The sequence below is a fragment of the Streptomyces sp. NPDC002817 genome (genome assembly GCF_053592055.1).
The window spans coordinates 166,286-188,903 of the sequence record NZ_JBSFUY010000012.1 but is presented as its reverse complement, the minus strand read 5'-3'; the positions used below and the strand labels follow the sequence as shown (position 1 = coordinate 188,903).

Below are 22,618 nucleotides of genomic sequence, written 5' to 3'. Positions count from 1 at the left end.
GCCGGGAGACGGAGACCGGCCCGGCCCGAGCGAGCGGTCTGAAGGGAGCGTCGACATGCTGGAGATGAAGATCCTCGACAAGCCGGACGAGCGGCGGGACTTCCCCCGAGGGCATCTGGAAGCCGTCCATCTGACGGGCCTCGACTTCGCTGTCGGGACGTTCGAACCGGGCTGGCGCTGGTCCGAGTCCGTGGGACCCATCGCGGGGACCAGCAGCTGCGAGGTCCACCACAACGGCTATGTGGTCCAGGGCAGGATGCACATCCGCATGGACGACGGCAACGAGGGCGAAGTGGGCCCCGGCGACGTCTTCGTGGTCTCGGCGGGGCACGACGCCTGGGTGGTGGGAGACGAACAGTGCATCGTCTACGACTTCGCGGGCGGCATGGCCAAGGACTACGCCAAGAAGAGTGACGGCTGACGTTCGAGGTCGGCTCGTCGTACGGAAACCGATCGATTTGCCTGCTCGACGCAGACTAAACTGATCGGTTTCCTGCGTGTCGGGAGACCCCTGGGGAATCCCCTTCCGGCCCCCTGCGGGCTTCCTCCCAGGCATGCGGGCTGTGGTGGTGGTTCCTGTGCCCGGCGGTGAGCACGGCGCGCAGTTCCGCCGAGTGCGCGGTGTCCGCCGGGAGGTTCAGCCCGGTGAGGAGGCCCAGCGCGGCCGCCGGGTCGAGGTCGCCGTAGACGTCGCGGTAGCTGCCCAGCAGTCCCTTGAACAGCGCCGGGTGCAGTGCCGGGAGGCGAGCGGCGCTGCCGTACGCGCTCTCCTTCAGCGCCCAGGGGACCGGGCCCGAGCACTCCAGGACCCGGCGGGCCCGGCGGAGCAGCGGTTCCGGGCTCTCGGTCCGCAGGTGGTCGGCGTCGCGTCCGAGCACTTCGGCGAAGGCGGTCGCGCAGGTGTCGCGGTCCTCGAACCAGTCGACCCACAGCGAGTGGGTCACGGCGTCGGCCGCCTCGGGGGCCTCCAGGCGCCGCCGATAGCCGTCCCAGAGGACCTCGGACGGCAGCGGGCCGCTCGGGCCCCGGTCGGCGAAGCGGATTTCGCAGGTCACCCAGTAGTCGTCGAGGAGATCCAGCAGCCCGAACGCCAGCCCCAACTGCCCGGCGACGTCCAGACGTTCGTCGGTGAAGGCCTGTCCCGCCCAGGACTGGGCGACATCGTTGGAGGTGAGCCGCTTCTCGGGAGAGTCGCCGTCGATCCATGCGTCGTCGCCGACCTGTGCGACGCCGGCCTCCGCCAGCCAGTGCCGGGCGTCCTGTCCGGCTCGCATGTCCATCCGCACAGTATGGCGGTCAGATCGGCAGGAGCCGTCCCACCAGCGCGCCCAGCTGCTTCGCGTTGCGGCACTCGTGCATCTCGACGAGCTCGGCGTACTCCGGCGCGGCGGAGTCGCCGGTACCCCACTGCGCGTGCTGCTCGGGGTTCAACCAGTAGACGCGCCGGGCCCGTTCGGAGATCTGCCGTACGGCCGCGAGGTTGGGGTCGCTCATGTTCGTCCGGGCGTCCCCGAGAACGAACACGGTCGTGCGCGGGCCGACCGCGTCGCCGTAGCGCTCCGCGAACTCGCCCAGCGCCATGCCGTAGTCACTGCTGCCGTGATAGCCCGTGAGCGCCGCCTCGGACCGGATCCGGGCGCCGAGTCCCGCCGCGTCGGCCGCGCCGTGCACCAGGAGTCCCGTCACCTCGTCGATCCGGTTGACGAAGGCGAACACCCGCACCTTGCTGAACTGGTCGTGCAGGGCCTGCACCAGCAGCATCGTGAAGTCCGAGAAGCCGGAGACCGAGCCCGACACATCGCACAGCAGCACCAGTTCGGGCCGCGCCGGGCGGCGCCTGCGCAGGACGGGCTTCATCGGCACCCCGCCGGTCGACAGCGAACCGCGCAGGGTCCGCCGCAGATCGATCGTGCCCCGGGCCGCCCGCCGCCGACGGGCCGCCAGCCGTGTGGCCAGCTTCCGCGCCAGCGGCTGAACCGTCCTGCGCAGCTCGGCCAGTTGGGCCTTCCCGGCGAACAGGAAGTCGACCCGGTCGGCCGTGGGCCGCACCGCACGCCGGGCGATCTCGTCCCGATCGCGTCGCTCCGCCACCCGACGCCGTGCCTCCGTCGCCACGAAGGCGCGGAAGGACTCGATACGCCGCCGGATCTCGTCGTCGAGCAGCCGGTCGGCGAACCCCGAACTCCCGCCCCGCGACCGGACGTCGGCGCGGACACGGGCGAGCAGCGTCTGCGGGCGGATCCGTTCGAGTGTCTGGTACGACGACCAGCCGTCCGAGGCGGGGGAGGAGCCGTATCCGCCGAAGCCGTCGACGGCCTCGACCGCCAACCGGGCCATCATGGCCTCGTCGCCCGCGGCGAGGGCGGCCGCCAGCCGGTCGCGCAGGTCGTCGCGGTCCGTGGCGCCGGCCTCGGGCGCGCCGACGCCCCGCGGGAAGTAGAGGTCGAAGACCGGGTCGAACACCGGCCGTTGGGCCGTGCCGTGCAGCAGCGTCGCCGCCAGTCCCTCGCGCAACAGCTCCCGGTCCGCGAGGCCGAGCGCCGCCATCGCCTGGGCGGCGTCGACCGTCTCGCCGGTGCCGACGCGGATGCCGTGGGCGCGCAGGGCGGCGACGAGAGACGTGAGCCGCTCGGCGACCGGTGTGCTCACAGCGCGTCCAGATCGAGCTTCGCCGCCGCCTTGAGGACGTCGTCCTGATGCTTGAGGAGGACGCCCAGGGTGTCGCGTACGACGGTCTCGTCGAGCGTGTCGGCGCCGAGCGCGAGGAGGGTGTGCGCCCAGTCGATGGTCTCCGCGACCGACGGCAGCTTGCGCAGATCCATCGCCCGCAGCGCACCCACCACCCGGACCACGGACTCGGCCAGCGCCGCGTCGAGCCCGGGCACCTTCAGCCGTACGATCCGGCGCTCCAGCTCCTCCTCGGGGAAGCCGATGTGGAGGAACAGACAGCGGCGGCGCAGCGCCTCGGACAGCTCGCGGCTCGCGTTGGAGGTGAGGACGACGAAGGGGCGGCGGGTGGCGGTGATCGTGCCCAGCTCCGGCACCGTGACCTGGAAGTCGCTCAGCACCTCCAGGAGCAGGCCCTCGACCTCGACGTCCGCCTTGTCGGTCTCGTCGATCAGCAGGACCTTCGGCTCGTCGCCGCGGATCGCCGTCAGCAACGGGCGGGTGAGCAGGAACTCCTCGCTGAAGATGTCCGTGCGGGTCTCGTCCCACGTCTCGTCGCGGCCCGCGCTGATCCGCAGCAGCTGCTTGGCGTGGTTCCACTCGTACAGCGCCCGGGACTCGTCGACGCCCTCGTAGCACTGCAGCCGCACCAGCTCCGCCCCCGCCACCTGGGCCACCGCCTTGGCGAGCTCCGTCTTGCCGACCCCTGCGGGGCCCTCCACCAGGAGCGGCTTGCCGAGCCGGTCGGCCAGGAAGACGGTCGTGGCGACCGAGGGCGAGGCGAGATAGCCGGTCTCGGCGAGGCGTGCGGAGACGTCGTCGACGGAAGTGAACAACGGGGGCCTCCAGGTCGGCGGCGTGAGCGGTCCAGGGCAGTCCACCTATCTAAGCGCTTGTTCAGCACTCGTGTCACCCCGGATCCGGGCTCGGCCGAACTCTTCCACCGTGACGGTGTGCGCATCGGCGTCGAGGCGCAAGGCCGGACCGCCGACAGGTGAGGGGCGACTGCCGAAGCAGCCGCCCCTCATCGCGTACGTCCTTCTCAGGCGGCCAGTCCCACCGCTTCCGTCGCCGGTGTGCGCAGCACCTTGCGGGCCGTCGCCAGACTCGTCCCCAGCGTCACCACCACCGCGACCGACACCACCGCGAGCCAGATGCCGAAGGCCTGACCCGGCAGCACCGAGTCGGTGCGCACCACGGTGAAGGGAACGATCCCCGCCAGCGCGGCGACCGTGCCGAAGAAGACTCCGGCGACCGTCAGGACCAGCGTCTCGGCCCCGACCACACCGAGCACCTGGTTCGGCGTCGCCCCCGCCAGCCGCTGCTGGCCGAACTCCCGGCCGCGGTAAGTGGTCGCCGCGTACAGCGAGTTGACCAGCATCACGCAGACGAAGACCACGATGATCCCGACGACCGTGAAGTTCAGCGTCTCCAGGTTCTTCGCGTCCACCGTCTTCACGAGCCCCGAGGCCTCGATGGCGTCGCTCTCCACCGACTGCATGGTCAGCGTGGCCGTGGCCATCGCCGTGAACAGGATCAGCGACATCAGGATCCCGGCGAGGTGCCCGGCCCGCTCCCGCAGATTGCGCACGGCCAGCCAGCCCGCCGCTCCCGACAGGTGCAGCCGGTTCAGGACGCCCTCGAGGAGCCGGGGTGCCAGCAGCGCGAGCCCCACCGACAGCAGGATCGCCCCGTACGCCGGCGGTGCCATCAGCGCCTCGGCCGTGCCGGAGAAGACGAAGGTGGAGGTGGCCGACAGAGCGCCGGCCACGAGAGCGGCGTAGGTGAAGAACTTCCGCGCCCGGCCGTGCTGTCGGCGTTGTCCGTGCGTCACCCGCCGTACCGCGAGGAACGCGGCGCCCGCGGCGGCGAGCAGCGTGATGCTGACTCCCGACATCAACGCGATCGGACCGAAGGCGTGGTCGACCGAGGCCGCCACCTGCCCGTTGTCCTGGAACACGTCCAGCAGCGCCTGGCCGCCGAGCATCGCCGGGCCGATCGCCAGCGCGGCGCCCACCAGGGCGACGGCCACCGCCTCACCGACCACCAGCCGCTTGATCTGCGCCGGCGTCGCTCCCGAGCAGCGCAGCAACTCCAGCTCGGCGGCCCGCTGGCGCACGTTGACCGTGAGTGTGGAGGCCACGGCGAAGAACACCAGCAGAGAGCCGTACCCCCCGACCACGCTCGCCGCGGTCGTCAGCGTCTCCGCGCTCACCGAGTCGACGCCGCTCTGCGCCGCCGTGTCGTGCATCGAGTTGAACGTCATGATGATCGCCGCGCCCAGAAAGGCGGACAGCAGCGTCGCGAGGAACCGTCCGGGGCGTTGCCGGATCGACCGCATGGCCAGTACGAACATGGCTCACACCCCCGCCGTCACGTCGTCGCCCAGGTGCGCGAGGCGCTCGGCCACCGCGTCCGCGGTCGGTGCGGTCAGCCCGCCGGCCAGCCGGCCGTCGGCCAGGAACTGCACCGAGTCGGCGTACGAGGCGGCGACCGGGTCGTGCGTCACCATCACCACGGTCCGCCCGTGCACCCGCACCGCCTCCTGGAGCAGCCGCAGCACATCCCGCGCGCTGCGGGTGTCCAGGGCACCCGTCGGCTCGTCCGCGAAGATCACCCGGGGCTCGGCGACCAGCGCCCGGGCGATCGCGACCCGCTGCCGCTGACCGCCGGACAACTGGTCGGGACGGTGCCCGAGCCGGTCGCCGAGACCGACCTGCGTCAGGATCTCCCGGGCCCGCTTCCGGTCGACGCGCTGCCCGGCCAGCTTGAGCGGCAGCACCGTGTTCTGCGCGACGGTCAGCGTCTCCAGCAGGTTGTACTGCTGGAAGACGAACCCGATCCGGCCCCGCCGGAACTTCGTCAGTTCGGCCTCGCCGCCGCCCGTCAGCTCGGTGCCGTCCACGACGACGATGCCGCTGTCGGGCCGGTCCAGCCCCGCCGCGCACTGCAGCAGCGTCGACTTGCCGGAACCCGACGGACCCATCACCGCGGTGAAGGTGCCCCGGCCCAGGCTGAGTGTGACCCCGTCCAGAGCGGTGACGGCGCTGTCGTCGCTGCCGTAGGTCTTGGTGACCTTGACCAGCCGCAGCGCCTCGGCGGCGGGTCCCGTGTCGTGCGTACGTCGCGAGCCTGTGCGAAACATCGTCTTCACCTCTCGGTCCGGCACCCCGTGTGCCCTGACAGAGAAATTACGGAGATGTCGCGGGGACCACATTGGGCCCAGAACCCGTATCGGGGGGTGTACCCAGCGACACCCCGTACGGGTCACCCCAGCGAGCCGACCCCCTGGCCCGCCGGTGCAATGGAGTCGTGACCGCGCCCCCGGACGACTGCCTCGCGCGCAACGAGTGGATCTGCGGCGAGTATCTGAGCACCCGCCGGCAGATCCTCCTCGACGCGGTCGTCCAACATCTGGAGCTCACCGCGGTCTCGGTGCTCATCGGCCTCGTCATCGCCCTGCCGCTCGCCGTGCTGGCCCGCCGCTGGGGCTGGGCGTCCGGTCCCGTCCTCGCCGTCACGACGATCCTCTACACGATCCCGTCCCTGGCGATGTTCTCCCTGCTCCTGCCCGTGTACGGACTCTCGGCCGGCCTGGTCGTGGCCGGCCTCGTCCTCTACTCGCTCACCCTGCTCGTACGGAACATCCTCGCCGGGCTGCGGGCCGTCCCCGAGGAGACCCGACAGGCCGCCCGTGGCATGGGCTACGGCCCGATCCGCCTCCTCCTCACCGTCGAACTGCCGCTCGCCCTGCCCGCCGCGATGGCCGGCCTGCGCATCGCCATGGTCTCCGCGGTGTCGCTGGTGACGGTGGGCGCGATCGTGGGCTTCGGCGGGCTCGGGAACCTCATCTACGCGGGCATGAACACCTACTTCAAGGCACAGGTCCTCACCGCCTCCGTCCTGTGCGTCGTGATCGCCGTCGCGGCCGACGTGCTGCTCCTGGGCGTGCAGCGGTTGATCACCCCGTGGACGAGGGCGGGCCGCTGATGACGACCCTGACCGACGCCTGGGACTGGCTCACCGACTCCGCCCACTGGGCGGGCGACGACGGCATCTGGCACCGGCTGCTGCAACACCTCGTCCTCACCGTCGTCTGCCTCGTCATCAGCTGTCTGATCGCTCTCCCGGTGGCCCTCGTCCTCGGCCACCTCGGCAAGGGCGGCGCCCTGGCGGTCAACATCTCCAACGTCGGCCGCGCGGTCCCCACGTTCGCCGTGCTGGTCCTTCTGCTGCTGACCCCCGTCGGGGACTGGGGGGAGGGTCCGACGGTCGTGGCCCTGGTGCTGTTCGCCCTCCCGCCCCTGCTCACCAACGCGTACGTCGGGATGCGCGAGGTGGACCGCGGCGTCGTCCAGGCGGCGCGGGGGATGGGCATGACGGGGCGGCAGATGCTCTTCCACGTGGAACTGCCCCTTGCGCTCCCCATGGTGCTGACCGGCGTACGCATCGCCGCCGTCCAACTCGTCGCGACGGCCACGATCGCCGCGCTGGCGGGCGGGGGAGGGCTGGGCCGGATCATCACGGCGGGCTTCAACCTCGCCAGTACCCCGCAGGTGGTGGCCGGAGCGGTGCTCGTCGCCCTGTTCGCGCTGATCGTGGAGGGCGTCTTCGAGGTCGCCGAGCGGCTGGCGCCCCGCTGGGCCAGGGGGACGCGATGAGGCGATGCGCGGGGACGGCCCTCGTCCTCCTGCTGACCGGCTGCTCCACGGGCCCCTCCCTGGAGAACCGGAGCGCGGTCACCGCCGCACCCGGCGACAGCCACGAACTGACCGTCGGATCCGCCGGGTTCACCGAGAGCGACCTGCTCGCCCAGATGTACGCGCTGCTGCTGGACCGGGCCGGCTACAACACATCGCTGCTCACCGTCGCCAACCGCGAACTGTACGAACCGGCCCTGGAATCCGGCCAGATCGACGTCGTGCCCGAGTACGCGGCCACCTTCGCCGACTGGCTCAACGCCAAGGCCAACGGCGCCGACGCGGCCCCGGTCGGCGCACCCGACCTCGACGCCACGATGACGGCCCTGCGCCGACTGGCCGCACCGCGCGGACTCTCTGTCCTGGACGCGGGCAGGGCCGTCGACCAGAACGCCTTCGCCGTGAGTGCCTCCTACGCCCGGCAGCACGACCTGAAGACCCTGAGCGACCTCGGCGCCTCGGGGCTGGAGGTGCGGCTCGCCGCCGGTGACGAGTGTGTCCAACGACCTTACTGCGAGCCGGGGTTGAGGAAGACCTACGGCATCGACATCACCGGCGTCGACCCCAAGGGCGTCGGCACCACCCAGGCCAAGCGGGCCGTGCAGAGCGGCCAGGACCAGATGGTGCTGACCACCACGACCGACGCCACCCTCACGGACTTCGGCCTGGTCCTCCTCGCCGACGACAAACACCTCCAGAACGCCGACTGCATCGTCCCCGTCGTCAACCGCTCCCGTGCCGGCAGCGAGGGGGTCACCAAGGCGCTCGGCAAGCTGAACGACGTCCTGACGACGGCCGACCTGGCCTCCATGAACCAACAGGTGGACAGCTGGCGGCGGTTGGCGAAGGACGTGGCACGGAGCTATCTGGAGGACAAGGGGCTGCTGAAGTGAGATGTCAGTGGGGCGCCGTACATTGCCCGCATGGGTGTCTATCTGGTGAGTGTCGACGCAGAGGACTGGCGCGGTGACCACGAGGGTGGCTATGGCGAGATCGCCTCGGCGCTCGACGAAGAGCTGAACAGGCGTGGTCTGCCGCCGTGTCCGTCCGTTCCGGAGGAGAGCCGCGCCCTCGAGTTCGAGGAGAAGCTGAGCCCTTCCATGGACGGCTTCGTCGAGCTGTGCCGTGCGCATCTGACGCGCGACGAGGAGGAGACACTCTGCGGCTGGTCGGTGCTGGTGCCGGTGTCCCTCGCCGAGGAGATACCGCTGCCGGTGGGCTCCGCCTACACGGACACGACCGTGGTCGCCGGAGCACCTCAGGTGCTCGCGCTCGCGCAACGGCTGGCGTCGGCGATCGGGCTGCCGCCCATGCTTCCGGTCATGAGCCGGAACCTCGGCCTGACCTCCTGGTTCCTGGACGGGTCGGCGAAGGGGACGGCAGCCGCGAGACCGGGACTGTGGGGCGAGGACCTGGACGCCGCCTTCTACGTGGCGCTGTACCTGCGCGCCGCCCAGCACTCCCTGCGCAAGGGCTGCCCGATCGTCTTCAGCTGACGTGACGCCTCCGTGACGACGGTGACCGTACTGGTGCGGTGGGGAGGCTTCCCGGGGCCCGTCCGCGCGGGTACACCCGGTTCATGGGGGACAACAACGGGGGAGACCGCCACCCGTGGTGGCGGGGAATGCTTCAGTCGCTCGACGGCGCGGACACCGAACTCCGGCCCGAGGGGCTCGTCGACGTGGTGCCGGCCGGATTCGAGAGCGCCTATGTGCAGTTCGGCGATCTGTATCCCGAACAGCAGCTTCAACTGCAGCTGCTCTACGGGAGCTCGCAACGCGCCTTCGAACAACGGACGCGGGTCTCGGCTCGGATCACCGTGCTGCGGGTCCTCGGCAACGCGCTGACCGACCCACGGCTCGGCGACCAGAAGCCGAACGAACACGTGGCCGAGTATCTGGACCAGGAGATCGCCGACCTGCGGGGCCGGCTCGCACAGGACAGTGCCACGGCCGTGAGCCGAGGCCTCAACATCGGCCTCGGACTCGGGGCGGCCGTCAGCCTGGTGCTGCTCGCCGCGCCCCTGCTGTGGGGCGTGGGCCTGCTCGGGTCGATGGGCGTGACGCTCAACTGCACCAACCGCTGGAGCCTGCTCGGCGCCTTTGTGTGCGGAGGCGTCGGCGCGTTCGGCGCGGTGCTCAGCGTTCTCGTCCGGCTGCGGGGCAGCGCCGACCAGCTCGCGCGCCGGCAGACCAACGGGCGCGAGGGCGTGGTCGTACCCGGCCAGATGGCCCGCAGCATGCGCCACGAGGGTCTCTACCGGGTCTTCGTCGGCTGGGTCCTGGCGCTGGCCGTCTACTTCCTGTTCAGCGGTGGTATCGTGCCGGTCTTCCAGACGCCCGCCACGGCGGCGGAGATCTGCCCGGCCCCGGGCAGCCCCGGCTCCGCCGTCAAGGGCACCGACTTCTGGGGTTTCTGGTGCGCCATCGGTTTCGTGGCGGGCTTCAACGAACGCTGGGCCTTCGGCATCCTGGGCCGCGACTCGACCCGCCGGCCGGGCAAGGGCTCGTGAGCTACGCGTCCAGCTCGTAGTCGAACCACACCCGGTGCGTGCCGTCCTCGTCGACCGCCATACCGCCGGACCCGGTGATCCCGTTCAGTGCGCCCGTGCCGCTGCCCGGGACCACGACGAAGAACTCGTTCTGCCTGCCCGTGCCCAGGGTCGTCGCGGAGTGCGCGAAGTTGAACGCGCCCGCCTTCCCGTGCAGCGAGCCCTCGAAGGACTCCATCGCCACATACGTCCCGACCCCGGAGGTCTGGTCGTACGCGGCGGTGAACAGGGTCGCCGAGCGCCCGGCGACCTCCCCCTCGTACTCCTTCTCCATCGTGGCGACCCCGACGGGCACAGCCGTCTCGATCGCCGGGGCCGGTACGGAGGCGGGCGTGAAGTCCGCGACGTTGAAGGTTCCCGAAGCTCTCATCCCGCGAGCGTAGGACGCACCACTGACAATGGCTCACGGTCCGCGCCCGTGAGGAGGCCCGCAGGGCCCTTCAGGGGCGCGGGAACTGCGCGACCAGCCACAACGGACCCGCAGACGACAGACAACCATCACGGCGCACCCACCCCCACGGCCCACCCGGCGGAGCGCCTACGCGTCGGCCACCGAGTCGAACCGCACCTGGTCCCGCGGCACCCCGAGGGCGTCCGCGTCCACCGACCTCCGCAGCGCCTCGTGCAGCTTCGCCGGAGTCAGCACCCCCAGGAAGCGTGCCCCGTCCAGCACCGCGACCCACCCCGCGTCGTGCTGGAGCATCACGCCGAAAGCCTGCTTCAGCGGCGCGCCCACCGGTACCCAGGCGTTCATCCGGTGCGCCCGGTCGCCCACCGTGCCGCCCGCCCCGAGGTCGTCGACGCCGACCCAGCCGTGCAGTTCGCCCTGGTCGTCCAGGACGACGGCCCAGCGCGCCCCCTCCGCACCCAGCCGCGCCGCCGCAGTCCCGGCCGGCTCGTCCGGGCGGGCCAAAGGCGGCTGTTCCAGGTCGTCGGCCTCGATGTCGGTGACCGAGAGCCGCTTCAGCCCACGGTCGGCGCCCACGAACTCGGCCACGTACGGCGTCGCCGGCGCCCCGAGAACCGTGCCGGGCGTGTCGAACTGCTCGATCCGGCCCTGCCCGTACACGGCGATCCGGTCGCCGAGGCGTACCGCCTCCTCGATGTCGTGCGTGACCAGCAGTACCGTCTTGCGCACCGCGGCCTGCATCCGCAGGAACTCGTCCTGCAACTGCTCGCGCACCACCGGGTCGACCGCGCCGAACGGCTCGTCCATCAGCAGCACCGGCGGATCGGCGGCCAGCGCCCGCGCCACACCGACGCGCTGCCGCTGTCCGCCGGACAACTGGTCGGGATAGCGCGGCCCGTACAGCTTCGGGTCCAGGCCCACCAGATCGAGCAGCTCGGCGGCGCGCGCCCGCGCCCTCTCCCGCTTCCAGCCGACCAGCGCCGGCACGGTCGCCGTGTTGTCGAGGATCGTGCGGTGCGGGAAGAGCCCGACCTGCTGGATGACGTACCCGATCCGGCGCCGCAGCCGTACCGGGTCGACAGCGGCGATGTCGTCGCCGTTCACGAGGATCCGTCCCGAGGTCGGCTCGATCAGCCGGTTGACCATCATCATGGTGGTCGTCTTGCCGCAGCCGGACGGGCCCACGAGCGTGACGAGTTCACCCTCGGACACCTCGAAACTCAGGCCGTCCACGGCCGTCGTGCCGTCCGGATACCGCTTGCTGACCTGCTCGAACCGGATCATGCACTCACGCTAGCGGCGCGCGTCGCGCACCGCCTTCCCGTGGGGTCCCACCGGCTGGCGAAGGGTGGGTTCCGGTTTTGAACGGTTTCAATCATCTGCCTGAAAATCGCACTGCTCAGCCGGTAGACATGCTTACCGATCGACACTAACTTCAACCGCCAACCGAGCTGAATCGATACAACTCCGAGCAGCCGAAGGGACTACGGCATGACCGACGGAGTCGACAGCACGAACGGCGGGACAGTACGCCGCAGAACGGTTCTCACCACGGCGTTGGGCGCCGTACCGGTGGCCATGGCGGGTGGCATCGGCGGCGCGGGAGCCGCCTCCGCCGCACCCGCCGCGGACCGCACCGCCGTCGAGGGCCTGACGGTCGAACACCGCACGAACCCGCTCGGCGTGGACGCCACCCGCCCCAGGTTCGGCTGGCGCACGGCGTCCGCGACCCGCGGCCGCCGCCAGACGGCGTACCGCATCCTGGTCGCCTCCTCGCCCGACCGCCTGGCCCGCGGCCAGGGGGACGTGTGGGACAGCGGACGCGTCACCTCGGCGCGGTCCGTGGCGGTCCGCCACGACGGCGACGACCTCCGCCCCTCGACCCGCTACCACTGGACGGTCCGGGTCTGGGACGAGAACGGCCGGGCCCTCCCCGGCACCCCGACCGCCCACTTCGAGACGGGCCTGCTGAGCACCGACGGCGTCACCGGCTGGGACGGCGCCCGGTGGATCACCATGGCCGGCAAGGCGCCGAACAGCGAAGGCGCGCCCCTGCTGCGCACCGAGGCAGCCCTCCGGCGGGGACGAGTGCGCGAGGCCCGGCTCTACATCTCCGCCCTCGGCGTGTACGACGCCTACGTCAACGGCCGCCGGGTCGCGGTACCGCAGGGCAGCGGCACCACCCTCGAGCTCCTCGCGCCGGGCTGGACCAACTACGACGCCCGCGTCAGCTACCTGACCTACGACGTCACCGCCCTGATCGCCGGGGAGCGGCAGGCCACGCTCGCGGCGGTGCTGGGCAACGGCTGGTACAACAGCCGCGTCTCCGAAGGGAGTTCGTACTACTCCGCCGACGGCGACCGTCTCGCGCTCAAGGCCCGCCTCCTGATCCGGTACGCCGACGGCTCCACCCAGACCGTCGTGACCGTACCCGGCGACGACTGGAAGGCCACCGACACCGGCCCGTACCGCGCCGACGACATCTACGACGGACAGACCTACGACGCCCGCGAGGAGATACCCGGCTGGACGGCGGGCGGCTTCGACGCCTCCGCCTGGTCCGGAGTCGAGGAGCACGACTTCACGACCAGGTTCCCGGACTCCCGGCTGGTGGCCTACCCCGGTGAGAGCGCCCGCCTGATGCCCGAGTGGGACCGCGAGCCCCAGTCGATCACCGTGTACGGCGACGCGTTCCGCGAGAGCCGCACCGCCATCCTCCCCGTCACCCTCCGCCCCGGCGAGACCGCCGTGATCGACCTCGGCCAGAACCTGGTCGGCGTCCCCCGCTACACCCTGAGCGGCCCCGAGGGCGCCCAAGTCGCCTTCAAGCCGGGGGAGATGCTCAACGACACGAGCGAGGGCGCCGACGGCCCCGAGGGCTCCGTCTACCGGGCCAACCTCCGCGCCGCCAAGGCCACCAGCACCTACACCCTCAAGGGCGACCCGCAGGGCGAGACCCACCAGGACTCGCTGACCTTCTACGGCTTCCGCTACGTCTCCGTCACCACCACCGGCACTGTCACCCTCACCGGGTTCACCGGCCGGGTCGCCACCTCCGCGATCCACGACATCGGCACCGTCACCACGGACGACGCCGACATCAACCAGCTGATCGGCAACGTCCGTTGGGGCCAGCGCGGCAACTACCTGTGGGTGCCCACCGACTGCCCGCAACGCGACGAACGCCTCGGCTGGACCGGCGACACCCAGCTCTTCTCCAACACCGGCCTCTACAACGCCGACACGGTCAACTTCCTCAGCCACTTCGAGGAATCCCTGATCGACTCACAGCGGATCTACGGCCTGGACGGCGCCCAGTTCACCTGGGTGGCCCCCGGCAGCCGCTACAACCAGCCCATCCCGGCGAGCGGTTGGGCGGACTGCGGTGTGGTCGTGCCGTGGACGGTGTGGCAGATGTCCGGCGACACCACCGTCATCGACCGCAGCTGGGCCGCGATGACCAAGTACCTGGACTGGATCCGCCGGCGCACCGGCGACACCTACGCCGGGCAGGGCGCCATCTTCGGCGACTGGCTGGCCTTCCAGGACACCAGCACCCAGCTGATCAGCGACATCTACTACGGCCACAGCGCCCGCCTCATGGCCGACATGGCCCACGCCACCGGGCGCACCGCCGAGGCCGGCACCTACGAGGACCTCTTCTCCCGTATCAAGCAGGCCTTCGTCACCAAGTACCTGGCCACCGACGCGACCACGGGACAGGTCACCGTCCGCTCCAGCCTGGGCAAGGCACCCGAGTGGCTCGGCGGCACGCCCGAGGACGACAGCCAGACCGCCCTCCTGTGGGTCCTCAAACTCGGCTTCTACGACACCGGGGCCCAGCGCCGCCAACTCGTCACACTGCTCGCCGACAACATCGCCAACGACGAGGCCTACAAGGCCGCCCACCCCGACAGCACCCGCGTGCGCTACGGCGAGAACACCCTCGCCGTCGGCTTCCTCGGCGTGAACGTCCTCGCCCCGGTGCTCACCGACGAGGGCCGCGCCGACCTCGCCTACGCCCTCCTCCACCAGGACGCGATGCCCTCCTGGCTGTACTCGGTGCGCAACGGCGCCACGACGATCTGGGAGCGCTGGAACTCGTACTCGAAGGAGGACGGCTTCGGGCCGGTCGAGATGAACTCGTTCAACCACTACTCCTACGGCGCGATCATGGAGTGGATGTACGAGAGCATGGCCGGCATCGCCAAGGACCCGGCCCACCCCGGCTTCAAGCACTTCTTCCTCAGGCCGCACCTCGACCCGACCGGCAGGATCACCCGGGTGTCCGGCTCGCACGTGTCGCCCTACGGCGAGATCGTCAGTGCGTGGACGGCGCGGGACCGCGGCCTGCACTACCGGGCCACGGTCCCCGCCAACAGCACGGCCACCCTGCGCATCCCCACGACCGACCCCGACACCGTCCGCGAGGGCCGGACACCCCTGTCACGCGTCCGGGGCGTGAAGCACCTGGGCTTCGCGGACGGCGTCGCGTCCTACCGACTCCCGTCCGGACGCTACGAGTTGACCTCCACGATCGACTGATCGCCCACCAGCACCACCTCCAGGGTGCGCGGACCGTGCACCCCCTCGACCCGGTCCAGCTCGATGTCACTGGTCGCCGAAGGACCGGAGATCCATGTCAACGGGCGGGTCGGGTCGAGGCGTTCGAGCGCCTGGGGCACGGAGGAGACCACCTGCTCCGGGACCCGTACGACACAGATGTGGTGGTCGGGGACGAGGGTGATACGGCGGCGGCCCTGGTCGGGGGAGCCGTCCAGCACGATCGTGCCGGTCTCGGCCACGGCCACCGCGCACGCCGTGACGACACTGTCGATCCGGTCCAGCTCATGAGGGGTGCTCTCGATCCGGTCCGGTACTTGCTCCGCCTCGGTCTCGGCGAGCCAGGACGGTTCGAGACCCGGCGGCACGAGCACCGTCTTCGCGCCCTGTGCGGCCAGCATCCCGGCGATCGTCACGGCCAGGTCGTCGGCGGTGCAACGGTGCACGACGGCACGGTAGTCGGCGAGGTTCTCGGCCAGCAGATCGACGGTCTGCGCGACACTCCGGTCGCCGTGCTCGCGCAGATAGTCCCGTGCGACCGCCTGGTCGTACGGCGTGTCGTCCTGCTGGACATCCGCCAGCGCGCGCCGCACCCGGCCCAGGATCCGTTCCCTGCTGCTCACTTCGCACCGCCCTTTCCACCGTTGGTCCGCTGCCACCAGTCCCGGAACGGCTCGGCCGGCAGTGCCGGCAGGTCCCGGGTGCCGCTCCACGCCTTGCCGGGACCCGGCAGCTTGCGCGGGTGGAGGCGGCGGGTGCGGGAGGCCAGGCGCTGGCCGGTGCGCAGGGCGCCGGGGTGGGCGAACGCCCAACGGGCCGCCCGCATGGCCGCCCGCTCGGCGGCATGTCCCTTGGCCGGCTTGAGCACGACCTTGTTGCCCTCGCGGACCACCGGGCCGCCCTCCACGATCCGTTCCCGCAGATGCACCAGCACTTCGGGGATGTCGATGGCGACCGGGCACACCTCGTAGCAGGCCCCGCACAGCGAGGACGCGTACGGCAGCGAGGCGTCGATCTCGCTTTGGGTGCCCCTCAGTTGAGGGCTGAGGATGGCGCCGATCGGGCCGGGGTAGACCGAGCCGTAGGCGTGGCCGCCGGCCCGCTCGTAGACCGGGCAGACGTTCAGGCACGCCGAGCAGCGGATGCAGCGCAGGGCCTGGCGGCCGACCTCGTCGGCGAGGGTGTCGGTGCGGCCGTTGTCGATCAGGACCAGGTGGAAGGCGCGCGGACCGTCCTCGTCCGAAGTGCCGGTCCACATCGAGGTGTACGGGTTCATGCGCTCGGCCGTCGACGAGCGGGGGAGCGTCTGGAGGAAGACCTCCAGGTCCTGCCAGGTCGGCAGGATCTTCTCGATGCCGACGACCGAGATCAGCGTCTCGGGCAGGGTCAGACACATCCGTCCGTTGCCCTCGGACTCCACGACCACCAGCGTGCCGGTCTCGGCGATCATGAAGTTGGCGCCGGAGACGCCGACCTTGGCGCGCAGGAACTTCTCGCGGAGGTGGAGGCGGGCGGCCTCGGCGAGTTCGGCGGGCGTGTCGGTGAGCCCGTCGGGTGCCGGACGCCCCCACTCGCTCATCTCGCGCTCGAAGATGTCCCGGATCTCGCCCCGGTTGCGGTGGATCGCCGGAACGAGGATGTGCGAGGGCCGGTCCTTGCCCAACTGCACGATGAGCTCGGCGAGATCGGTCTCGTAGGCGCGGATCCCCTCCTCCTCCAGCGCCTCGTTGAGCCCGATCTCCTGCGTGGCCATCGACTTGACCTTGACGACCTCCGACTCGCCGGTCTCCTTGACCAGTCGCGTCACGATCCGGTTGGCCTCGTCGGCGTCGGCGGCCCAGTGGACGGTGCCGCCCGCGGCCGTCACCGACTCCTCCAACTGCACGAGATACCGGTCGAGATGACGGAGCGTGTGGTCCTTGATGCGCTTGCCCGCCTCGCGCAGCTCCGCCCAGTCGGAGACCTCGGCGACGGCCTTCTCGCGCTTGCCGCGGATGGTGTGCGTGGCATGCCGCAGATTGCTGCGCAGGGTCTGGTTGTTGACGGCCTCGTGCGCGGCCTCGGGAAAGGCCGGCATTCCTACGAACGTTCCGCTCATGCCGCCGGCTCCTCCTCTGTGCCCGCCAGGATCTCCGCGATGTGCACCGGCCGCATGCCCGTGCTCAGCCGGGCCATCGTGCCGCCGATGTGCATCAGACAGGAGTTGTCGGCCGCGCACAGCACGTCGGCGCCGGTCGACTCGGCGTTGCGCACCTTGTCCGCGCCCATCGCCGCCGAGACATCGGCGTTCTTCAGCGCGAAGGTGCCGCCGAACCCACAGCACTCCTCCGCACCCGGCAGCTCCACCAGCTCCAGTCCCTTCACGGCCTGGAGCAGCCGCCGGGGCCGGTCGCCCAGCCCCAGGCTGCGCAGTCCGTGACAGGTCGGGTGGTAGGTCACCTTGTGCGGGTAGTAGGCGCCGACATCCGTGACCCCGAGGACGTCCACCAGGAACTCCGTGAGCTCGTACGTCTTCGGGATCACGGGCGCCAGCGTGGTCGCGAGGCCGTCCCCGCGCCCCTCGGCCCGGGCCCGCTCACCCATCCGCGGATACAGCTCCCGCACCATCGCCCCGCACGATCCGGACGGCGTGACGATCGCCTCGTACTCCCCGAAGACATCGGAGAAATGCCGGGCCATCGGCTCCGCCTCATGGCGGTAGCCGGTGTTGTAGTGCGCCTGTCCGCAGCAGGTCTGGGCCATCGGGAAGTCGACCTCGACGCCCAGCCTGGTCAGCAGTTTCACCACGGCGCGCCCGGTGTCCGGATAGAGCGTGTCGTTGACACAGGTCAGGAACAGGGCGACACGCATCGCGGCTCCTTGTGATCGATCATCGGATGAGTGAAGCGTAGTGCGGCAGGGGGGCGCGGGGGAGACCCCGCTCACCGATCGGCGAGCCGGGCCTCCGCCTCGCGCCACGGTGCGGTGTCCCCCTGGGGCTCGTACCGGGTCAAGGGCTGCGTACGGGTGAGCAGCCGCCGTCCGTCCGCGAGGTCGCCGACGAGCCCATGGGCCCGGGCCTGGACCAGGACGTTCCCGAGGGCCGCCGCCTCCGTCGGGCCCGCGACCACCGGCAGCCCGCAGGCGTCGGCGGTCAGCTGGCACAGCAGCGCGTTGCGGGTGCCGCCGCCCACCACGTGCACGACGTCGACCGGGTGCCCGGCGAGCCGCTGTGCGTCGGCGATCGCCCTGCGGTGGGCGAGGGCCAGCGAGTCGAGGATGCAGCGCGTGATCTCGGCAGGGGAGGCGGGCACCGGCTGCCCCGAGACACGGCACGCCTCGGCGATCCGCTCCGGCATCCGCCCCGGCGCCAGGAACGCCGCGTCTCCCGCGTCCACGACCGACCGCAGCGCCGGCACCTTGGCCGCGTCGAGGAGCAGCGCCCCCAACTCCGGCTCGCCCCAGGCCCGTACGCACTCCTGGAGCAGCCACAGCCCCATGATGTTCCGCAGATACCGAACCGTGCCGTCCAGCCCCAGCTCGTTGGTGAAGTTGGCGGCCCGGCTCTCCTCGGTCAACACGGGCGCGTCCAGTTCGAGGCCCGCCAGCGACCAGGTTCCGGTGCAGATGTAGGCGAACCGCTCGCCCCCGGCCGGTACGGCGGCCACCGCGGACGCGGTGTCGTGCGAACCGACGGCCGTCACCGGCACGGGCCCGGCGAGCCCGGTCTCCTCCAGCACCTCGGGCCGCAGCACACCGGCCGGATCGCCGGGCTGCCGCAGCGGCGCGAAGAGGTCCAGGTCGATCCCGAGCCGCGCGGCGATGTCGTACGACCACTCGCGCGTCCGGGGATCGATCAGCTGGGTCGTCGAGGCGTTGGTGAGCTCGGTGCCCTGCTCGCCGGTCAGCCAGTACGTGAGGAGGTCCGGGATGAGCAACAGCCGCTCGGCCTGCGACAGTCGAGCCGAAGCGCGGGCCGCCGTGAGCTGGTACAGCGTGTTGAAGGGCGCGTACTGCAACCCGGTGGCCGCGTACAACTCCTCGGCCGGCACGGTCGCCCAGACCTTCTCGGCGATGCCGTCGGTCCGGGAGTCCCGGTAGTGCACGGGGTTGCCGAGCAGCGCCCCGTCCGTGTCGAGGAGCCCGTAGTCCACGGCCCAGCTGTCGATGCCGACCGAGTCGACCTGCCCCGCCGACCGGAGTCCGTCCAGGACACCGCCGTACAGCGAGAGAACGTCCCAGCGCAGCCCTTCGGGAGTGCGCACGGGCCGGTTTGGGAAGCGGTGCGCCTCGGCCAGCTCCAGGCTGTCCGGCCCGACGCGGCCGACCATGACACGTCCGCTGGACGCGCCGAGGTCGACCGCGGCGTACGACTTCACGCCCGTCACCGCAGGAAGGCGGCCGCGACGCCGGCGTCGACCGGGATGTGCAGACCGGTGGTGTGGGTCAGCTCCCCGCCGGTGAGGGCGAAGACGGCGTTGGCGACATGCTCGGGCAGCACCTCGCGCTTGAGGATGGTCCGCTGCGCGTAGAACTCGCCCAGCTTCTCCTCCTCCACGCCGTACACGGCGGCGCGCTGAGCGCCCCAGCCGGCGGCGAAGATCCCGGAACCGCGCACCACGCCGTCCGGGTTGATCCCGTTGACCCGGATGCCGTGCTCGCCCAGCTCGGCGGCGAGGAGTCGCACCTGGTGGGCCTGGTCGGCCTTGGTGGCGGAGTAGGCGATGTTGTTGGGGCCGGCGAAGACGGCGTTCTTGGAGGCGATGTAGACGATGTCGCCGCCCAGCTCCTGCGCGATCATCACCCGGGCGGCCTCGCGCGAGACGAGGAACGAACCCCGGGCCATGATGTCGTGCTGGAGGTCCCAGTCCTTGGCCGACGTCTCCAGGAGCGGCTTGGAGATGGAGATCCCGGCGTTGTTGACGACGAGATCCACGCCGCCGAAGGCGAGCGCGGCGGCCTTGAAGGCCTCGGCGATCTGCTCCTCGGAGGTCACGTCCACCGTCACGGCGACGGCCTTGTCGGCCCCGCCGAGCTCCTCGGCGACCGCGGCGGCGTTCTCGGCGTTGAGATCGGCGACGACGACACAGGCGCCCTCGGCGACCAGCCGCTGCGCGATCGCCTTGCCGATCCCGCTGCCCGCACCCGTCACCAGCGCGACCCGAGTGGCGAGCGGCTTCGGCTTGGGCATCCGCTGGAGCTTGGCCTCCTCGAGAGCCCAGTACTCGATACGGAACTTCTCGGACTCCTCGATGGGCGCGTACGTAGAAACGGCCTCCGCGCCGCGCATCACGTTGATGGCGTTGACGTAGAACTCGCCGGCCACCCGCGCGGTCTGCTTGTCCTTGCCGAAGGAGAACATGCCCACGCCGGGGATCAGCACGATCGCCGGGTCCGCACCGCGCATCGCGGGGGAGTCGGGCAGGGCGTTCCGCCGGTAGTAGGCGGCGTACTCCTCGCGATAGGAGGCGTGCAGCTCCTTCAGCCGGGCGACGGCCTCGTCCAGCGGCGCGGCCGGCGGCAGGTCGAGAACGAGCGGCGCCACCTTGGTCCGCAGGAAGTGGTCCGGGCAGGAGGTCCCGAGCGCGGCGAGCCGGGGGTGCTCGGCGGCGGCCAGGAAGTCGAGCACCACGTCGGCGTCGGTGAAGTGCCCCACCTGCGGCTTGTCCTGGGAAGCGAGGGCACGCACGTACGGCGCCAGGGCGGCGGCGCGCTCGCGCCGCGCCGAGGCCTCCAGCGCACCGTAGCCCTCGATCACCGGCCCGAAGGGCTCGGCCTTGCCGCGCTCCTCCAGAAACGCCTCGGCGGTCCGGATGATGTGCAGCGAGTTCCGTTCGCACTCCTCGGAGGTGTCCCCCCAGGCGGTGATCCCGTGCCCACCGAGAATGCACCCGACGGCCTGCGGATTGGCCTCCTTGACCGCGGCGATGTCCAGCCCCAGCTGGAACCCGGGCCGGCGCCACGGCACCCACACCACGGTGTCACCGAAGCACTCGGCGGTCAGCTTCTCCCCGTCGGCGGCACAGGCGAGCGCGATCCCGGAGTCGGGATGCAGATGATCGACGTGCGCGGCTTCCACGAGTCCGTGCATGGCGGTGTCGATGGACGGAGCCGCCCCACCCTTGCCGTGCAGGCAGTAGTCGAAGGCGGCGACCATCTCGTCCTCGCGCTCGACGCCGGGATACACGTCGACCAGCGCGCGCATCCGGTCCAGCCGTAGGACTGCCAGCCCACCCTCGGTCAGCGTCCCGAGGTCCCCACCGGACCCCTTGACCCACATCAGCTCCACATCACCCCCGGTGACGGGATCGGTGTCGCTGCCCTTGGCGGAGGCGTTGCCCCCGGCGTAGTTGGTGTTACGGGGATCGGCGCCGAGCCGGTGGGACCGGGCCAGCAGAGCGGCGGCTTCAGGATGGATGGCCATGAACTCTCAGTCCTTCTGAACAGAGGGGAAGTGGAGACACCTAGGGGCGCGGGGCTGTATCGATTTGCGGCTCCGCCGCGTGGGCGCGACCAGCCACGTACGGCCCGCACCCCGCAGACGACGGAACCCGGCAGACGCTTACGCACCCCACCCGGCCTGCTCGCCACCGACGCGCTCGGCAACGATCTTCTGCGCCCACCCGGACCGCGCGTACGCCCCGATGGGATCCGCATCCAGCCCCATCTCCTCACGCACCTCACGCAGCAACGGACGCACGTCCGTGTTGTACGCATCCATCACCACGGCATTCGCACCGAGCACATCCCCGGAGGCCTGCGCCTCAGCCAGAGCGACGCGGTCGACCAGCAGCGCCTTCGCCGTCGCTTCCTGCACATTCATCACCGAACGGATGATCGCGGGAATCTTCGCCTCGATGTTGTGGCACTGATCGAGCATGAACGCCACGTCCGGCGTGAACCCGCCGCCACGGATCACCTCGTACATGATCCGGAACAGCTGGAACGGATCAGCCGCACCCACCATGAGGTCGTCATCCGCGTAGAACCGGGAATTGAAGTCGAAGGCGCCGAGCTTGCCCTCCCTGAGCAGCGTCGCGACGATGAACTCGATGTTGGTCCCGGGAGCGTGATGCCCGGTGTCGACCACGACCTGCGCCTGGGGCCCCAGCTTCAGGCAGTGGGCGTACGCCGTCCCCCAGTCCGGCACGTCGGTGGTGTAGAAGGCCGGCTCGAAGAACTTGTACTCCAGCAGCATCCGCTGCCCGTCCCCGAGCCGCTCGTACACCTCGGCGAGACCCTCGGCCAGCCGGTCCTGCCGGGCCCGGATGTCGTCCTGACCGGGATAGTTCGTACCGTCGGCGAACCACAGCTTCAGATCGGCGGAGCCGGTGGCGTCCATGATGTCGACGCACTCCAGCAGGTGATCCACCGCCTTGCGCCGCACCGCGGCCTCGGGATGGCAGATGCTGCCGAGCTTGTAGTCGTCGTCCTGGAAGGTGTTGGAGTTGATCGCGCCGAGCTTCACCCCGCGGTCCTGCGCGTGCTTCGCCAGCGCCGCGTAGTCGTCGACCTTGTCCCACGGAATGTGCAGGGCGACGGTCGGTGCGACGCCCGTGAGGGCGTGCACCTGGGAGGCGTCGTCCAGCTTCTCCTGCGGGGTACGCGGAACACCCTGTTGCGCGAACACCTTGAAGCGGGTTCCCGAGTTCCCGTACGCCCACGACGGTGTCTCGACTGCCTGTGTCTTGAGCGCGGCCTTCACCGCGGCGAGCTCGGTCACTTCGGGGCTCCTGTGACGTCGGGTCG

At 70.9% G+C, this 22,618-nt stretch carries 20 protein-coding genes; 7 read left to right on the top strand and 13 right to left on the bottom strand.

Translation table 11 applies throughout. The features are described 5' to 3' along the window. Positions 1–55: 55 nt before the first annotated feature. Complete coding sequence (locus tag ACWD3I_RS23750; protein WP_365399516.1) at positions 56–421, top strand: cupin domain-containing protein; 366 nt, start codon at positions 56–58, stop codon at positions 419–421. Between the two features lie 55 nt (positions 422–476). On the opposite strand, the gene ACWD3I_RS23745 is transcribed toward ACWD3I_RS23750, so the two are convergent. The 5 genes from ACWD3I_RS23745 to ACWD3I_RS23725 all read right to left on the bottom strand — a co-directional run bounded on the left by ACWD3I_RS23745 (position 477) and on the right by ACWD3I_RS23725 (position 5,812). Further along, positions 477–1,280: a hypothetical protein gene (locus ACWD3I_RS23745; protein WP_365399519.1), complete on the bottom strand. Its 804-nt coding sequence runs from the start codon at positions 1,278–1,280 to the stop codon at positions 477–479. Positions 1,281–1,296: 16 nt separating this feature from the next. After that, positions 1,297–2,649, bottom strand: coding sequence for a vWA domain-containing protein (locus tag ACWD3I_RS23740; protein ID WP_365399522.1), 1,353 nt, complete (start codon positions 2,647–2,649; stop codon positions 1,297–1,299). Then, positions 2,646–3,503 carry an AAA family ATPase gene (locus ACWD3I_RS23735; RefSeq protein WP_365399525.1) on the bottom strand — a complete coding sequence of 286 codons (858 nt, stop codon included), beginning with the start codon at positions 3,501–3,503 and terminating at the stop codon, positions 2,646–2,648. The genes ACWD3I_RS23740 and ACWD3I_RS23735 overlap by 4 nt, the downstream gene beginning before the upstream one ends. Positions 3,504–3,709: 206 nt before the next feature. After that, complete coding sequence (locus tag ACWD3I_RS23730; RefSeq protein ID WP_365399528.1) at positions 3,710–5,023, bottom strand: FtsX-like permease family protein; 1,314 nt, start codon at positions 5,021–5,023, stop codon at positions 3,710–3,712. Between the two features lie 3 nt (positions 5,024–5,026). After that, positions 5,027–5,812: an ABC transporter ATP-binding protein gene (locus tag ACWD3I_RS23725; RefSeq protein WP_365399531.1), complete on the bottom strand. Its 786-nt coding sequence runs from the start codon at positions 5,810–5,812 to the stop codon at positions 5,027–5,029. Between the two features lie 167 nt (positions 5,813–5,979). Between ACWD3I_RS23725 and ACWD3I_RS23720 the strand changes: the two genes are divergently transcribed. From ACWD3I_RS23720 to ACWD3I_RS23700, 5 genes are all read left to right on the top strand, one after another. After that, entirely contained in the window at positions 5,980–6,657 is a 678-nt protein-coding gene (locus tag ACWD3I_RS23720) for an ABC transporter permease (protein WP_365399534.1), read from the top strand. Beyond that, positions 6,657–7,328 (top strand): ABC transporter permease, encoded by a 672-nt coding sequence (locus ACWD3I_RS23715; RefSeq protein ID WP_365399537.1) that lies wholly within the window; start codon positions 6,657–6,659, stop codon positions 7,326–7,328. The genes ACWD3I_RS23720 and ACWD3I_RS23715 overlap by 1 nt, the downstream gene beginning before the upstream one ends. Then, a complete protein-coding gene (locus tag ACWD3I_RS23710) occupies positions 7,325–8,260 on the top strand; it encodes an ABC transporter substrate-binding protein (protein WP_365399540.1) in 936 nt (311 codons plus the stop codon). The genes ACWD3I_RS23715 and ACWD3I_RS23710 overlap by 4 nt, the downstream gene beginning before the upstream one ends. A 30-nt stretch (positions 8,261–8,290) precedes the next feature. After that, positions 8,291–8,863, top strand: coding sequence for a hypothetical protein (locus ACWD3I_RS23705; protein WP_365399543.1), 573 nt, complete (start codon positions 8,291–8,293; stop codon positions 8,861–8,863). Between the two features lie 83 nt (positions 8,864–8,946). Further along, a complete protein-coding gene (locus ACWD3I_RS23700; RefSeq protein ID WP_365399546.1) occupies positions 8,947–9,879 on the top strand; it encodes a hypothetical protein in 933 nt (310 codons plus the stop codon). A gap of 1 nt (position 9,880) precedes the next feature. Here ACWD3I_RS23700 and ACWD3I_RS23695 read toward each other — a convergent pair whose 3' ends face one another. Together ACWD3I_RS23695 and ACWD3I_RS23690 are read right to left on the bottom strand one after the other, a co-directional pair. Then, complete coding sequence (locus tag ACWD3I_RS23695; protein ID WP_365399549.1) at positions 9,881–10,288, bottom strand: DUF3224 domain-containing protein; 408 nt, start codon at positions 10,286–10,288, stop codon at positions 9,881–9,883. 168 nt (positions 10,289–10,456) lie between these two features. Further along, positions 10,457–11,611, bottom strand: coding sequence for a betaine/proline/choline family ABC transporter ATP-binding protein (locus tag ACWD3I_RS23690; protein WP_365399552.1), 1,155 nt, complete (start codon positions 11,609–11,611; stop codon positions 10,457–10,459). A 207-nt stretch (positions 11,612–11,818) separates the two neighbouring features. Between ACWD3I_RS23690 and ACWD3I_RS23685 the strand changes: the two genes are divergently transcribed. Next, the gene (locus tag ACWD3I_RS23685; RefSeq protein ID WP_365399555.1) at positions 11,819–14,872 is read left to right on the top strand and encodes a family 78 glycoside hydrolase catalytic domain; all 3,054 of its coding nucleotides are present in this window, start codon (positions 11,819–11,821) and stop codon (positions 14,870–14,872) included. Here the strand turns inward: ACWD3I_RS23685 and ACWD3I_RS23680 are convergent. From ACWD3I_RS23680 to rhaI, 6 genes are all read right to left on the bottom strand, one after another. After that, the gene (locus tag ACWD3I_RS23680) at positions 14,845–15,513 is read right to left on the bottom strand and encodes a LutC/YkgG family protein (RefSeq protein ID WP_365399558.1); all 669 of its coding nucleotides are present in this window, start codon (positions 15,511–15,513) and stop codon (positions 14,845–14,847) included. The two genes, ACWD3I_RS23685 and ACWD3I_RS23680, sit on opposite strands and share 28 nt — an antisense overlap. Further along, positions 15,510–16,988: a LutB/LldF family L-lactate oxidation iron-sulfur protein gene (locus ACWD3I_RS23675; RefSeq protein ID WP_365399561.1), complete on the bottom strand. Its 1,479-nt coding sequence runs from the start codon at positions 16,986–16,988 to the stop codon at positions 15,510–15,512. The genes ACWD3I_RS23680 and ACWD3I_RS23675 overlap by 4 nt, the downstream gene beginning before the upstream one ends. Then, the gene (locus tag ACWD3I_RS23670) at positions 16,985–17,740 is read right to left on the bottom strand and encodes a (Fe-S)-binding protein (protein WP_365399564.1); all 756 of its coding nucleotides are present in this window, start codon (positions 17,738–17,740) and stop codon (positions 16,985–16,987) included. The genes ACWD3I_RS23675 and ACWD3I_RS23670 overlap by 4 nt, the downstream gene beginning before the upstream one ends. 71 nt (positions 17,741–17,811) lie before the next feature. Next, positions 17,812–19,248 (bottom strand): rhamnulokinase, encoded by a 1,437-nt coding sequence (locus tag ACWD3I_RS23665; protein WP_365399567.1) that lies wholly within the window; start codon positions 19,246–19,248, stop codon positions 17,812–17,814. A 5-nt stretch (positions 19,249–19,253) separates the two neighbouring features. Next, the gene (locus ACWD3I_RS23660) at positions 19,254–21,293 is read right to left on the bottom strand and encodes a bifunctional aldolase/short-chain dehydrogenase (protein WP_365399570.1); all 2,040 of its coding nucleotides are present in this window, start codon (positions 21,291–21,293) and stop codon (positions 19,254–19,256) included. Positions 21,294–21,431: 138 nt separating this feature from the next. Beyond that, the gene (rhaI, locus tag ACWD3I_RS23655; RefSeq protein WP_365399573.1) at positions 21,432–22,592 is read right to left on the bottom strand and encodes an L-rhamnose isomerase; all 1,161 of its coding nucleotides are present in this window, start codon (positions 22,590–22,592) and stop codon (positions 21,432–21,434) included. Between the last annotated feature and the right edge of the window lie 26 nt (positions 22,593–22,618).